Here is a 13,090-nt window from a genome sequence, read left to right as displayed (position 1 = left end):
GCGGCCCGGATCCCGTCGGGGGTCCGGGCCGCCTCGCGTCGACGGGGAGGGCGGGCTCAGAAGCTGCTCGAGCTGCCCGCGCCGGAGAAGCCGCCGCCCGAGTAGCCGCTCGTGCTGCCGCTCGAGGAGGCCGGCGGGTGGCGGTGGGTGTCCAGGGCCGACGTCGCCCCGCCGTACCAGGCGCCCGTCCACAGCACGGGGCTCAGCGAGTAGTCCGTGGCGTAGGCCGCCGGGTGCCGGGCCTGTCGGCGTCCCCGCACCGAGCTGGGGAACTCGCTCACGAAGCCCTTCTCCGGCTCGGCCTGCCGCATCAGCTCGATCTCGTCGCGGTCCTCCGCGCGGGCGCCGATGACCTCATCCCGCAGCCGGGAGCTCGCGGTCGCCAGGCGAGCGGTCAGCTCGTCGAGTCGTTCGAGGCACTCGTCCGGGGTCCGGGCGCCCTCGAGGTAGTCGCGCGAGACCTGCTCGAGCTCCGGGGCGACCTCGCGGGCGGTCGCGCGCAGGGCGTCCGCGGCCGCGCTCGGGCCCTTCTCCTCGACCTCGGAGTCGAGGATGGTCTCCTCGACCGCGGCGAGGGACTCGTCGAGCGGTCGCCGCTCCTCCTGCCAGGCGGCGCGATGGTCCCCCGAGCGGCCCAGCAGGTGGGCCGCGTTGATGATGGTGTCGTCCGCGGCGTCGGCGGTGCCCACCGCCTCCTCGTAGTCCTCCCCGAGACGGGAGGTGGTGGGGGAGATGCCCCAGAGCGGTCTTGGGCGGTCCGGGAGCTGCTGGGCCAGGCGCTCCGCCTCGTCGGCCGAGCGGCGATGGTCCTCGACGTCCGCGAGGACCGCGGCGCCGTAGGCGGAGTCGCGGGGGATCCGCGCCGCGGCGTCCTCGGTCTCCCGTCGGCGGGTGCGGACGTCCTCGTGCCGGGCCCGGGCCTCGGCGACGCGGTGGCGCACGCCCGCGCCGCGCCAGAGGGCGGAGATCGCGCCGATCGCGACGAGCACGAGGGCGACGGCCGCGCCGAGGATCCCCCCGGGGCTCTGCCACCAGGGACGCCCCAGGAGGTCCGCGTACTCCTGCGCCCCGGCCTCGAGCGCGTCCTCCCAGGCGCCGTCGGCGGCGTCGTCGCGCATCGCGTCCTGGACGTCCTCGAAGCCGCTGTCGGAGAGCTTGACGTCGTCGCCGGCGTAGGTGCCGAGCTTGCGCTGGACCGGGTCGAGCGCGACGATCACGACGCCGTCCGCCCAGGTGTCCCCGTCGATCCACTCCGGGTGCTCCGCGCGGGCGTAGGCGAGGACGGCGTCGTTGAGGACGCGGTCGTCCGAGGTGTCCACGTCCTGGGTCGCGGAGTCGAGGGTGAGCACCTCGAGCTGCACCTCCTCGCGGAAGGAGACCGCGGAGATGCGGTCCTCGACCGCCTGCGGATCGCCGAGCACCCCGGCCTCGTCGAGGACCTCGACGGCGGGCGGCGTCGCGTGCGCGGCGGGGACCGCCGCGAGCGGGGCGAGGAGGGCCAGCAGGGCGAGGGCGAGCATCAGCAGGCGGTGGCTCCGCTCGTGCGGGCGGCTTCCGGCGCCCGGCGGCAGGGCGTCGGCGATGACGGGGACTGGTGATGCGCTCATGACCCCACCGTAGGCAGGCTCCCGCCGCCGACGGGCCGACGATCGTCGGGAGCTCCGCCCGACGCCGGTCGTCGCCGCATGACGCAGGGTGGACGGGGCTCCCCGATGTCCAGGTGGTCCCACCTATACTCCCCAGAAGCAGAACTTTGCACGGACTCCGCGGACCGCCGTGGCGGCCGCCCCAGGACAGGAGAGAAACCGCATGCCCATCTATGAGAACGTCTCCGAGCTCGTCGGCCGCACCCCGCTCGTGCGCCTGAACCATCTGGGCGAGGACGTCAAGGCGACCGTGCTCGCGAAGCTCGAGTTCTACAACCCCGCCAACTCCGTCAAGGACCGCATCGGCGTGGCCATGATCGACGCCGCGGAGAAGTCCGGCCAGCTGCAGCCCGGCGGCACCATCGTCGAGGCGACCTCCGGCAACACCGGCATCGCGCTCGCCATGATCGGCAGCTCGCGAGGCTACAAGGTCGTCCTCACGATGCCCGAGTCGATGTCCAAGGAGCGCCGCGCGCTGCTGCGCGCCTTCGGTGCGGAGCTCGTGCTCACCGAGGCCCCCAAGGGCATGAAGGGCGCCGTCGAGAAGGCCCAGGAGATCGCCGCGGAGACCGGTGCCGTCCAGGTCAAGCAGTTCGAGAACGAGGCGAACGCCCAGATCCACCGCGACACCACCGCGGAGGAGATCTGGTCCGACACCGAGGGCGAGGTCGACGCGATCGTCGCCGGCATCGGCACCGGCGGCACCATCACCGGCGTGGGCCAGGTGCTCAAGGAGCGCAAGCCCGGCGTGAAGGTCTTCGCCGTCGAGCCCGAGGAGTCCGCGATCCTCAACGGCGGCCAGCCCGGCCCCCACAAGATCCAGGGCATCGGAGCGAACTTCGTGCCCGCCCTCCTGGACACCGAGGTCTACGACGAGGTCCTCGACATCGACGCCGAGACCGCCATGGAGCGCGCCCGCTCCGTCGCCCGCAGCGAGGGTCTGCTCGTCGGCATCTCCTCCGGCGCCGCGATCGAGGCCGCCGTGCGCGTGGGCTCCCGCGAGGAGCTCGCCGGCAGGACGATCGTCGTCATCGTCCCGTCCTTCGGCGAGCGGTACCTCTCCACCCCGCTGTACGCCGAGTACATGGACTGACGGGTGCCCCGTCCCCTCGACCGCGTCCTCGACGCCGTCGCGAGCGTCCGCGAGGACCTCGCGGCGGCGCGTCGACGTGACCCCGCCTCGACCGACGACCTCACGATGCTCCTGAGCTCGCCGGGGCTGCACGCGATCTGGGTGCACCGTGCTGCGCACCGCCTGTGGGCGCGCGGCGACCGCCCCTCGCGCACCGCCGCCGTGGTGCTCGCCCAGGGCGCCCGCTCGATCACCGGCGTGGAGATCCACCCCGGCGCGACCATCGGCCGACGCTTCTTCATCGACCACGGCATGGGCGTGGTGGTGGGGGAGACCGCCGAGGTGGGCGACGACGTCATGCTCTACCACGGGGTCACGCTGGGCGGCCGCTCCATGCAGCGGGTCAAGCGCCACCCCACCGTCGGGGACGGCGCGGTCATCGGCGCAGGCGCCCGCATCATCGGCCCCGTGCTGGTCGGTGCGGGCGCGCAGATCGGCGCCAACGCCGTCGTCGTCAAGGACGTGCCCGACGGCGCCACCGCCGTGGGCGTCCCGGCGACGGTGCGGCGCGGCGCCGCCCATCCCGAGGAGCAGATGGATCCCGCGATCTACATCTGAGCCCGCGCCGCGGGGTCAGGAGCCGAAGGGGTCCAGGAAGCTCCGCTGGGCGACGCCGTTGACGGCGCGCTCCCATGCGGGGAGCACCTCATGGGCGTCGCCCTCGATCACGAGGTCGAAGCCCGTGCGCGGCCCCGCCTGGGACGGCGGGTCGAGGTCGACGAGCACGGTCAGCGCGCCCGCCTCCCTCGCGAGGGGCGCGAGCTGCGCCGCCGGGAAGACGACGCCGCTCGTGCCCACCGCGGCGAAGAGATCCGCCGAGCGGGCGAGCTCGAGGGCGAGGTCGAGATCCGTCGCGGGCAGCTGCTCGTCGAAGAGCACCACGTCCGGCCGGGTCGGCGCCCCGCACACCGGGCACGCCGCGGGCACGCCGTGGTCCTCCGCGCGCTCACCCGGGCCGGGGGTCGTGGGGGCGCGCCAGTCGCAGCACGCGTCCAGGCAGGTGGCCCGCAGCGCGCTGCCGTGCAGCTCCGCGACGTCCTCGCTCCCCGCCGCCTGGTGCAGCCCATCGATGTTCTGCGTGATCACGTGCGCGCCCATCCGGGCGAGCGCGCGGTGGCCGGGGGTGGGGCCGTGAGCCGCGGCGATCCCCGCCATGCGGCCCCACACGCTCCACAGCTGCGGGATCGAGCCGGGGAGCCGGCCGGCGTGCATGGCCGCCTCGAGCTCGGGCTCGAGGTCCCACACGCCGCCCGGCCCCCGGAACGTGCCCAGCCCCGTCCGGGCGCTCAGCCCCGCCCCGGTGAGCACCACGATGCGGTGGTGCTCAGGGCCGGGGACGAACGCGCTGCGACGGGGGGAGGTCACCACTCCTCGTGCTCACGGGAGTCCCAAGCGGTCTCCTCGCCGAGGTCGAGGGAGGCGAGCAGCGCGCGGTCGGCGTCGTCGAGGGTGAAGCCGTCGAGGGTCGCGTTCTCCCGGCGGCGCTCCGGGTTCGAGGAGCGGGGGATCACGACGACGCCCTGGTCGATCGTCCAGCGCAGGATCACGCGGGAGGTGCTCACACCGTGCTTCTCGGCGACCTTGCGCAGCGCGAACTGCTCGCCCAGGCCCTCGCGGCCGCCGAGCGGGCCCCAGGCCTCGGTGACGATCCCGTGCTCGGCGTGGAAGGCGAGCGACTCCTGGCGGGGCAGGGCGGGGGAGAGCTGGATCTGGTTGACCTCGGGCCACACGCCCGTCGCATCGAAGAGCTCCTGGAGCTGCTCGGGGCGGAAGTTGGAGACGCCGATGTGCTGGGCGAGGCCCTCCTCCTTGAGGTCGATGAGGGTGCGCCAGGTGTCCAGGGCGAGACCGCGCGAGGGGTTCGGCCAGTGGATGAGCAGCAGCGCCACGCGGTCCAGGCCCAGCCGGCGCAGGGACTCCTGGAAGCCCACGCGGGCCTCCGCGCGGCCCTGGTCGCCGCCCGCGATCTTCGTCGCGACGAGCACCTCGTCGAGGTCCACGCCGGAGCGGCGCACGCCCTCGCCCACGGCCGTCTCGTTGCCGTACTGGGCGGCGGTGTCGACGAGGCGGTAGCCCTCGCGCAGCGCGGCCGCGACGACCTCGGCGCCCGCGGGCCCCTTGGGCTGGCCGGTGCCGAGGCCGATCAGCGGGAAGGGGGTGCCGTCGGCGAGGGTCGTGGTGGGGATGCTGAGGCCGGTGGTCTCGGACATGGGTTCTCCTCCGGGGAGCGGGTCTCGGACGTCACCAGGCTAGTCCGCCCGGCGAGGTCCGGGTGCACCGGGGAGGGCCGCTGGTAGCGTGCACGCACCGCGAGGTGAAGGAGAGCCATGACCGCCGCGCCGCCCGCCCGTCCCGCCCGTCCGGTCCTCGGGGTCCTCGACGAGATCTCGCCCCTGCGCTCGGTGATCGTCCACACGCCGGGGCCGGAGATCGACCGCCTCACCCCGGACACCCGGGAGCGCTTCCTCTTCGACGAGGTCCTGTGGGGCGACCGCGCCCGCGCCCAGCACGAGGACTTCATCACCCTGCTCGAGGGCGAGGGGGCGGAGGTGCTGCGCCTCGCGGACCTCCTCCGGGGCGTGCTCGCCGATCCCGCGGCCCGCGAGGAGCTGCTGGAGGGCACCCTGGACCCGTGGGTGCTCGGCGACATGGCCGCGGCCGATCTCCGCGCCGCCTTCCGCGCGCTCGACCCCGACCGACTGCTCACGATCCTCCTCGGCGGGATCACGGTGGGGGAGCTGCGGGCGCTGGGCGTCACCCCCCGCTCCCTCGCCCTGCAGCTCGCGGCCGAGGACGACATGGTGCTCGACCCGCTGCCGAACCACCTGTTCACCCGGGACCCCTCGGCCTGGATCGGGGACACCGCGGTGCTGAGCCCCATGCGCCGGGGTGCGCGCCGGCGCGAGTCCCTCCATCTCGAGGCGGTGTACCGCCACCACCCGCGCTTCGCCGGCACGGGCGAGGGCGCCGGGGCCGGATCGACGGGACTGCGACGGGTGCACGCGCCGGGCCACGGCGGCGGCCGTGCGACCCTCGAGGGCGGCGACGTCATGGTGCTCTCGCCGCGGACCGTCGCGGTGGGGCTCTCCGAGCGCACGAGCGCGGTGGGGGTCGAGCACCTCGCCGCGGCCCTGCTCGAGGACGCCGCCCGCGGGGAGGGCACCGTCGAGCGGGTCGTCGCGATCGCCCTCCCGCACCGGCGCTCGATGATGCACCTGGACACCGTCACCACCGTCGTGGACCACGAGTCGATGCTGCGCTACGGACCGCTCGGCCCGCTGGAGACCATCGAGATCGAGCAGGGTCCCGGAGGACTCGTCACCCGGGCGCACCCGGCGGGCGAGATGGACGCGGTGCTCGCCCGCGGGATGGGGGTCGACGCGCTGCGGGTGATCACGCCCCCGCTCGATCCCACGGCCGCGGCGCGGGAGCAGTGGGACGACGGCTGCAACGTGCTCGCGGTCGCCCCCGGCCGCGTCGTCGCCTACGCCCGAGCGAGCGCGACCAACGACCACCTGCGCTCGCTCGGCATCGAGGTGCTCGAGCTCGACGGGGACGAGCTCGGACGCGGCCGGGGCGGCCCGCGGTGCATGAGCTGCCCCGTGTCCCGCGGCTGAGGGGGGGCGGAGGGGCCGGTGCGGGGCCCGCTCAGGCCCGGCGGCGCGTGGGCGGCGGCGGGTCCGCGGAGGTCTGCAGCGCGGCGGGGAGCGTGGGCAGGGCCTCGAGCAGGGAGCGCTCCATGAGCAGCTGCTGGGCCCCGAACTCCTCGAGCCCCTGGCGCACGGTGAAGCCGAGCCGGCGCAGCAGCGCCACGCTCCGCTTGTTCCGGGTCTGGGTGACGGCGATGACGTGCCGGTCCTCGAGATGCTCCTGCGCCCAGGCGAGCACGGCGAGGCACGCCTCCGCGGCGTAGCCCTGGCCGGTGCGCTCGGGCAGCAGCGCGTAGCTGAGCGAGAGCTCGCCGCGGTCGCGGTCCAGGCTGATCGAGCCGATCATCGCGTCGTCCTCGCGCAGCGCTAGCGCCCACTGGCCCCAGCTGAGGCCGAGGGGGGAGAGCTCGAGCGCCTGGCGCGAGGCGTAGTCGACGCTGCCGCCGAGGTACTCCCGCGTCACGGGGTCCGTCATGAGGCGGATGTGGGCGGGACGGTCGGCTTCGCGGGCCTCACGGATCGAGAGCCTGTCGCTCTGCATCCGCACCGGCCATTCCCAGGCGCCCGTCGTCGTCACGCCCCCACCGTACCGGGCGGCGGGGGCCTGGCGGCGGGCTCCGCCGAACTCGCCGTGACCACCGCGGGCTGGCGGTAGGGTGACCATGCGTCCGGCCGTGCCGGGCGCGTCAGGGCCAGCACCTCGAAGGAGACCCATGTCCGCGTCGGACCTCCGCAGCACCCCCCTCGAGCAGGTGCACGAGCGCCTCGGTGCGACGTTCACCGACTTCGCCGGTTGGAGGATGCCCGTCCGCTACGGCTCCGACCTCGCCGAGCACGCCGCCGTGCGCACCTCCGCGGGGCTCTTCGACCTCTCGCACATGGGGGAGATCCACGTGCGCGGCCCGCAGGCGGGGGACCTGCTCGACCACGCGCTCGCCGGGAAGCTCTCCTCGATGAGCGTGGGCCGGGCCAAGTACTCGCTGCTGCTCGCCGAGGACGGCGGCGTCATCGACGACCTCATCACCTACCGCCTCGCCGAGGACCACTTCCTCACCGTCCCCAACGCCTCGAACGCCGCGGCGGACCTCGCCGCGCTGCAGGAGCGCGCCGCCGGCTTCGACGCCGAGGTGCGCGACGCCTCCCTCGAGACCGCGCTGATCGCCGTGCAGGGACCTGCGAGCGAGGAGATCCTCGTGGCGGCGCTGCTCGGGGCCGACGGCGGCACGGAGGGGTTCACGGCGGAGGACCTCGCGGCCCTGCGCTACTACCGGGCGCTGGCGGGCACCTACCGCGGCGAGGAGCTGCTGGTCGCGCGCACCGGGTACACCGGCGAGGACGGCTTCGAGCTCTACGTGCCGAACGAGCTCGCCGAGCAGCTGTGGGATCAGCTCACCGCCGCCGGCGGGGACCGCCTCACGCCGTGCGGCCTCGCCTGCCGCGACACCCTCCGCCTCGAGGCGGGCATGCCGCTGTACGGGCACGAGCTCTCCCTCGACCTCGACCCCCGTCAGGCGAACCTCGGCCCCGTCGTGGCGCTGCGCTCCAAGGAGGACTTCGTGGGCCGCGCCGCCTACGAGGCCGCGGATCCCTCCGCCCTCCCCGTGCTCGTCGGCCTCGCCGGCGAGGGCCGCCGCGCCGGCCGCGCCGAGGCCGCCGTGCGGACCCCGGAGGGCGAGGAGATCGGCCGCGTCACCTCCGGGGCGCTCTCGCCGACCCTCGGCCACCCGATCGCGCTCGCGCTCGTGCGGCCCGACCACGCCGCCGTCGGCACACCGCTCGTGATCGACGTGCGCGGCAAGGACCTCCCGGTCGCCGTCGTCGAGCTCCCCTTCTACTCCCGCGCCTGACGCCGTCCGGCACGACCTCCGCACCCCGAGGAAGGACCACCCCATGTCCGACGAGATCCGCTACAGCAAGGACCACGAGTGGGTCCGCATCGACGCCGACGGCCACGCCGTCATCGGCGTCACCGACTTCGCCGCCGGCCAGCTGGGCGACGTCGTCTACGTCGACCTGCCCGCCGTGGGCGACGAGCTCACCGCCGGCACCGAGATGGGCGAGATCGAGTCGACGAAGTCCGTCTCGGACCTGTTCTCGCCGATCGACGGCACCGTCCTCGAGCAGAACCAGGAGGTCGTCGACGCGCCCGAGCTCGTGAACTCCTCGCCCTTCGAGCAGGGATGGCTCCTCAAGGCGAGCTTCGAGGAGCTCCCGGAGGATCTGCTCTCCGCGGACGAGTACCGCGAGCTCACCCAGTCCTGAGCGGAGCCGACGGCCCCGCGGCACCCGCCGCGGGGCCGTCGGACGTCCTGCCCCTCGTGCGGCCCACCCCCGCCGCGCACCGCCGCCCGCCCCTCACCCCCCGGGAGCCCCAGCTCGATGACCGCCCAGCCCGTCCCCTCCCACGAGTCCTTCGTGCCGCGGCACGTGGGCACCGACCCCGCCGCCCAGGAGCGCATGCTCGCCGCGCTCGGCTACGCCACGCTCGACGAGATGCTGCAGGCCGCCGTCCCCTCGACGATCCTGCTCGACGAGGAGGCCCGCGAGGCCACCTCCGTCCCCTCCGGCGTCACCGAGCCCGTCGCCCTCGCCGAGCTGCGCGCCCTCGCCGACCGCAACACCGTGCGCCGCTCGCTCCTCGGCACCGGCTACTTCGGCACGCACACCCCCGCGGTCATCCAGCGCAACGTGCTCGAGAACCCCGCCTGGTACACGGCCTACACGCCCTACCAGCCCGAGATCTCCCAGGGCCGCCTCGAGGCGCTCCTGACCTTCCAGACGATGATCTGCGACCTCACCGGGATGGACGTCTCCAACGCCTCGACCCTCGACGAGGCGACCTCCGCCGCGGAGGCGCTCATGCTCGCCCGCCGCACCGCGAAGCGGAAGGCGCCCGTGTTCCTCATCGACGCGGACGCGCTCCCCGCCACGAAGGACGTGCTCGCGGGCCGTGCCGCGGGGCTCGGCATCGAGCTGCGCGAGGTGGACTTCGCGGTCGACGGGGCCCCCGAGGGGGAGGACTACCTCGGCGCCCTCGTCCAGTACCCGGGCGCCTCCGGCCGCGTGTGGGACCCGAGCGAGGTGCTCGCCGCCGTCACCGCGAGCAAGGCCGTCGCGATCGTCGCCGCGGACCTCCTCGCCCTCACCCGCCTCGCCTCGCCGGGCTCGCTCGGCGCGGACGTCGTCATCGGCTCCTCGCAGCGCTTCGGCATCCCGCTCGGCTTCGGCGGCCCCCATGCGGGCTTCGTCGCCGTGCGCAAGGGCCTCGAGCGGCAGCTGCCCGGCCGGCTCGTCGGCATATCCGTGGACGCCGACGGCAACCCCGCCTTCCGGCTCTCGCTGCAGACCCGCGAGCAGCACATCCGCCGCGAGAAGGCGACCAGCTCGATCACGACCGCGCAGGTCCTGCTCGCCGTCATGGCCGCCATGTACGCCGTCTACCACGGGCCCGAGGGGCTCGCCGCGATCGGCGGGCAGGTCGCGGACCGCACCGCGACCCTCGCCGCGCAGCTGCGCGCGAGCGGCTTCGCGCTCGTCCACGACTCCTTCTTCGACACCCTCGAGATCCGCACGGCCGCCCGCGCGCCGGAGATCGTCGCGGCCGCCGCGGAGTCCGGATGGCTGCTTCGCGCCGTGGACGCGGACGTCGTCCACCTCTCCCTCGACGAGACGGTCACCGAGGCCGATCTCGCCGGGATCGCCGCGGTGCTCGCCCCCTTCGCGGAGACCCCGGGCGCCGAGCTCACGCCCGTGGAGTCCGGCGAGGGCTGGGGGGAGCTCGCGCGCGAGGTCGACTACCTGCGCCACCCCGTCTTCTCCTCCTTCCGCTCGGAGACCGCGATGATGCGCTACCTGCGCCGCCTCGCGGACCGCGACTTCGCGCTGGACCGCGGGATGATCCCGCTCGGCTCCTGCACGATGAAGCTCAACGCCGCGACCGAGATGGCGGGCATCACCTGGTCCGGCTTCAACGCCGTGCACCCGCTCGCCCCGCGCGAGGACGTGGAGGGCTACCTCGAGCTGGTCACCCAGCTCGAGCAGTGGCTCGCGGACCTCACGGGCTACGACACGGTCTCCCTGCAGCCCAACGCCGGCTCCCAGGGCGAGTTCGCGGGCCTGCTCGCGATCCGCGCGTACCACGCCTCCCGCGGCGAGGGCTCGCGGGACGTGTGCCTCGTGCCGAGCTCCGCCCACGGCACGAACGCGGCCTCCGCCGTGAACGCCGGCCTGCGGGTCGTGGTCGTCGCCTCCGACGAGCGCGGCAACATCGACCTCGACGACCTCCAGCAGAAGATCAAGGACCACGGCGAGGAGCTCGCCGCGATCATGATCACCTACCCCTCCACGCACGGCGTCTACGAGGAGCAGGTGCGGACGGTCTGCCAGCTCGTGCACGACGCGGGCGGCCAGGTCTACGTGGACGGCGCGAACCTCAACGCGCTGCTGCAGGTCGCGCGGCCCGGTGAGTTCGGCGGCGACGTCTCCCACCTGAACCTCCACAAGACGTTCTGCATCCCCCACGGCGGCGGCGGGCCGGGCGTGGGCCCGGTCGCCGCGAAGGCGCACCTCGCCCCGTTCCTGCCCGGCCATCCCGCGATCCAGCAGGCCGAGCATCCCGTGACCGGGGCCGGCGCGCAGATGCACGGCGGCGCCCCGGTGTCCCAGGCGCCCTACGGCTCCGCCTCGATCCTCCCGATCTCCTGGACCTACATCCGGCTCATGGGACCCGAGGGGCTGCGGCACGCGACCGCCTCCGCGGTGCTCGCCGCGAACTACCTCGCCGCCCGGCTCTCCGAGGCGTACGAGATCCTCTACACGGGGGAGAACGGGCTCGTCGCCCACGAGTGCATCGTGGACCTGCGCCCCTTCACCGCCCGCACCGGGATCACCGTGGACGACGTCGCCAAGCGTCTCGTGGACTACGGCTTCCACGCGCCCACCATGTCCTTCCCGGTGGCGGGCACGCTCATGGTCGAGCCCACCGAGTCCGAGGACCTCGTCGAGCTGGACCGCTTCGTCGACGCGATGCTCATGATCGCGAAGGAGGCCGAGCAGGTCGCCGCGGGCGTCTGGCCGGCCGACGACAACCCGCTCGTGGGCGCCCCGCACACCGCGGCGTCGGTCGTCGCGGGGGAGTGGACCCACCCCTACTCCCGCGAGGTGGCCGTGTACCCGGGCACCTGGGCCACGCCCGAGGACCTCTCCGTGCACGACAGCGTCCAGATGCGGATCCAGTCGAAGTACTGGCCCGCCGTGCGCCGCATCGACCAGGCGCACGGGGACCGCAACCTCGTGGCGACCTGGCCCCGCGACTGAGCAGGGCGCCCCACCCGCCGCCGGCCCGTCGGAGCACCGCTCCGACGGGCCGGCGGCATGTGAACGGTCGTGACGCGCAGATGACGAATGGACGATCAGGCCGCTAGCCTGCACGTATGACCGAGATCCTCACCACGCACGCCGGCTCCCTGCCCCGCAGCCCCGAGCTCATCGCCGCCAACTCCGCCCGCCAGGTGGGCGAGGACGGCCTGACCCCGGAGCCCACGGACGAGTTCCGCGGCGTGCTGCGACAGGCCGTGGCGGACGTCGTCGCCAAGCAGCGCGAGATCGGCATCTCGATCCCGAACGACGGCGAGTACGGCCACCTCATGACCTCGGCCGTGAACTACGGCGCCTGGTGGTCCTACATCTTCGACCGCGTCGACGGCCTCGAGCTCACGGGAGAGGACCACTTCTCCTCCGAGCCGGTGCGCTCGTCCCCCGGCGACGTGCGCCTGACCGTCTTCCCGGACCGCCGCGACTGGACGATCTTCCAGCGCGCGTACCAGGACCCGACCTCCGGGATCACCGTCGGCGCGCAGACGACGTTCCCGGCCGCGACCGGCCCCGTCTCCTACTCGGCAGCGGGCCGGGAGCTCGTCGCCCAGGACACCGCGAACCTCCGCGCCGCGCTCGACGCCTCGGGCTACGCGACCGGCTTCCTGCCCTCTCTCTCCCCGGGCTCCGGCAGCCGCATCGTCGACGCCCACTACGGGACCGTCGACGCCTTCCTCGACGCCTGGGTCGAGGTCATGGCTCCCGAGTACGAGGCGATCGCCGCGGCCGGCCTCATCGTGCAGGTCGACGACCCCTCGATCGCGGAGAACTGGGACCAGATCAACCCCGAGCCGAGCGTCGAGGACTACGTCGCCTTCACCCGCAAGCGCGTCGAGGCCGTGAACCGCGCGCTCGCGAACGTGCCCACCGAGCAGACCCGGTTCCACCTGTGCTGGGGCTCGTGGCACGGCCCCCACACGACGGACATCGAGCTGCGCCACATCGTGGGTCTCCTGCTCGAGATCGACGCGAAGTACTACTCCTTCGAGGCCGGCAACGTGCGCCATGAGCACGAGTGGACCGTGTGGCAGGACGTCGAGCTGCCCGAGGGCAAGGTCATCGTGCCCGGTGTCGTCTCCCACGCCACCAACGTCGTCGAGCACCCCGAGCTCGTCGCCCAGCGCATCGAGCGCTTCGCGCGGATCGTCGGCCCCGAGCGCGTGATTGCCTCGACGGACTGCGGTCTGGGCGGGCGCATCCACCCCGACATCGCGTGGGCGAAGCTCGAGTCGCTCGTCGCGGGCGCCCGGATCGCCTCCTCCCGCCTCTGAGTGCCGGGGCGCCCGGGG

General features: G+C 74.1%; 11 protein-coding genes. 7 read left to right on the top strand and 4 right to left on the bottom strand.

Features of this window, described 5'->3' with window-relative positions; genetic code table 11:
• Positions 1–56: 56 nt before the first annotated feature.
• On the bottom strand, positions 57–1,607 hold the full coding sequence (locus tag ABD080_RS00720) for a DUF5129 domain-containing protein (RefSeq protein ID WP_343903319.1): 1,551 nt from the start codon (positions 1,605–1,607) through the stop codon (positions 57–59).
• Between the two features lie 202 nt (positions 1,608–1,809).
• On the opposite strand from ABD080_RS00720, the gene cysK reads away from it, so the two are divergent.
• Positions 1,810–2,739, top strand: coding sequence for a cysteine synthase A (gene cysK, locus ABD080_RS00715; RefSeq protein ID WP_137771114.1), 930 nt, complete (start codon positions 1,810–1,812; stop codon positions 2,737–2,739).
• Between the two features lie 3 nt (positions 2,740–2,742).
• On the top strand, positions 2,743–3,336 hold the full coding sequence (epsC, locus tag ABD080_RS00710; protein ID WP_264449581.1) for a serine O-acetyltransferase EpsC: 594 nt from the start codon (positions 2,743–2,745) through the stop codon (positions 3,334–3,336).
• 15 nt (positions 3,337–3,351) lie between these two features.
• Here epsC and ABD080_RS00705 read toward each other — a convergent pair whose 3' ends face one another.
• Positions 3,352–4,143, bottom strand: coding sequence for an SIR2 family NAD-dependent protein deacylase (locus ABD080_RS00705; protein WP_343903318.1), 792 nt, complete (start codon positions 4,141–4,143; stop codon positions 3,352–3,354).
• Positions 4,140–4,988 (bottom strand): aldo/keto reductase, encoded by an 849-nt coding sequence (locus ABD080_RS00700; protein ID WP_137771111.1) that lies wholly within the window; start codon positions 4,986–4,988, stop codon positions 4,140–4,142. The genes ABD080_RS00705 and ABD080_RS00700 overlap by 4 nt, the downstream gene beginning before the upstream one ends.
• 117 nt (positions 4,989–5,105) lie before the next feature.
• Here ABD080_RS00700 and ABD080_RS00695 point away from each other — a divergent pair, with 117 nt between their 5' ends.
• On the top strand, positions 5,106–6,395 hold the full coding sequence (locus ABD080_RS00695) for an arginine deiminase (RefSeq protein WP_137771110.1): 1,290 nt from the start codon (positions 5,106–5,108) through the stop codon (positions 6,393–6,395).
• Between the two features lie 31 nt (positions 6,396–6,426).
• Here ABD080_RS00695 and ABD080_RS00690 read toward each other — a convergent pair whose 3' ends face one another.
• Positions 6,427–7,005, bottom strand: a complete 579-nt coding sequence (locus ABD080_RS00690; RefSeq protein ID WP_343903317.1) for a GNAT family N-acetyltransferase — start codon at positions 7,003–7,005, stop codon at positions 6,427–6,429.
• Between the two features lie 136 nt (positions 7,006–7,141).
• On the opposite strand from ABD080_RS00690, the gene gcvT reads away from it, so the two are divergent.
• The 4 genes from gcvT (at position 7,142) to ABD080_RS00670 (ending at position 13,072) form a co-directional block, all read left to right on the top strand.
• Entirely contained in the window at positions 7,142–8,275 is a 1,134-nt protein-coding gene (gene gcvT / locus ABD080_RS00685; protein WP_343903316.1) for a glycine cleavage system aminomethyltransferase GcvT, read from the top strand.
• A gap of 43 nt (positions 8,276–8,318) precedes the next feature.
• Positions 8,319–8,690 carry a glycine cleavage system protein GcvH gene (gene gcvH / locus ABD080_RS00680; RefSeq protein ID WP_343903315.1) on the top strand — a complete coding sequence of 124 codons (372 nt, stop codon included), beginning with the start codon at positions 8,319–8,321 and terminating at the stop codon, positions 8,688–8,690.
• A 117-nt stretch (positions 8,691–8,807) separates the two neighbouring features.
• Positions 8,808–11,744 (top strand): aminomethyl-transferring glycine dehydrogenase, encoded by a 2,937-nt coding sequence (gcvP, locus tag ABD080_RS00675; protein WP_343903314.1) that lies wholly within the window; start codon positions 8,808–8,810, stop codon positions 11,742–11,744.
• A gap of 116 nt (positions 11,745–11,860) precedes the next feature.
• On the top strand, positions 11,861–13,072 hold the full coding sequence (locus ABD080_RS00670) for a cobalamin-independent methionine synthase II family protein (RefSeq protein WP_343903313.1): 1,212 nt from the start codon (positions 11,861–11,863) through the stop codon (positions 13,070–13,072).
• Positions 13,073–13,090: the final 18 nt, after the last annotated feature.

Source organism: Brachybacterium rhamnosum (assembly GCF_039526185.1).
Taxonomy (GTDB): Bacteria; Actinomycetota; Actinomycetes; order Actinomycetales; family Dermabacteraceae; genus Brachybacterium; species Brachybacterium rhamnosum.
This window is presented reverse-complemented; position numbering and strand designations above follow the sequence as displayed.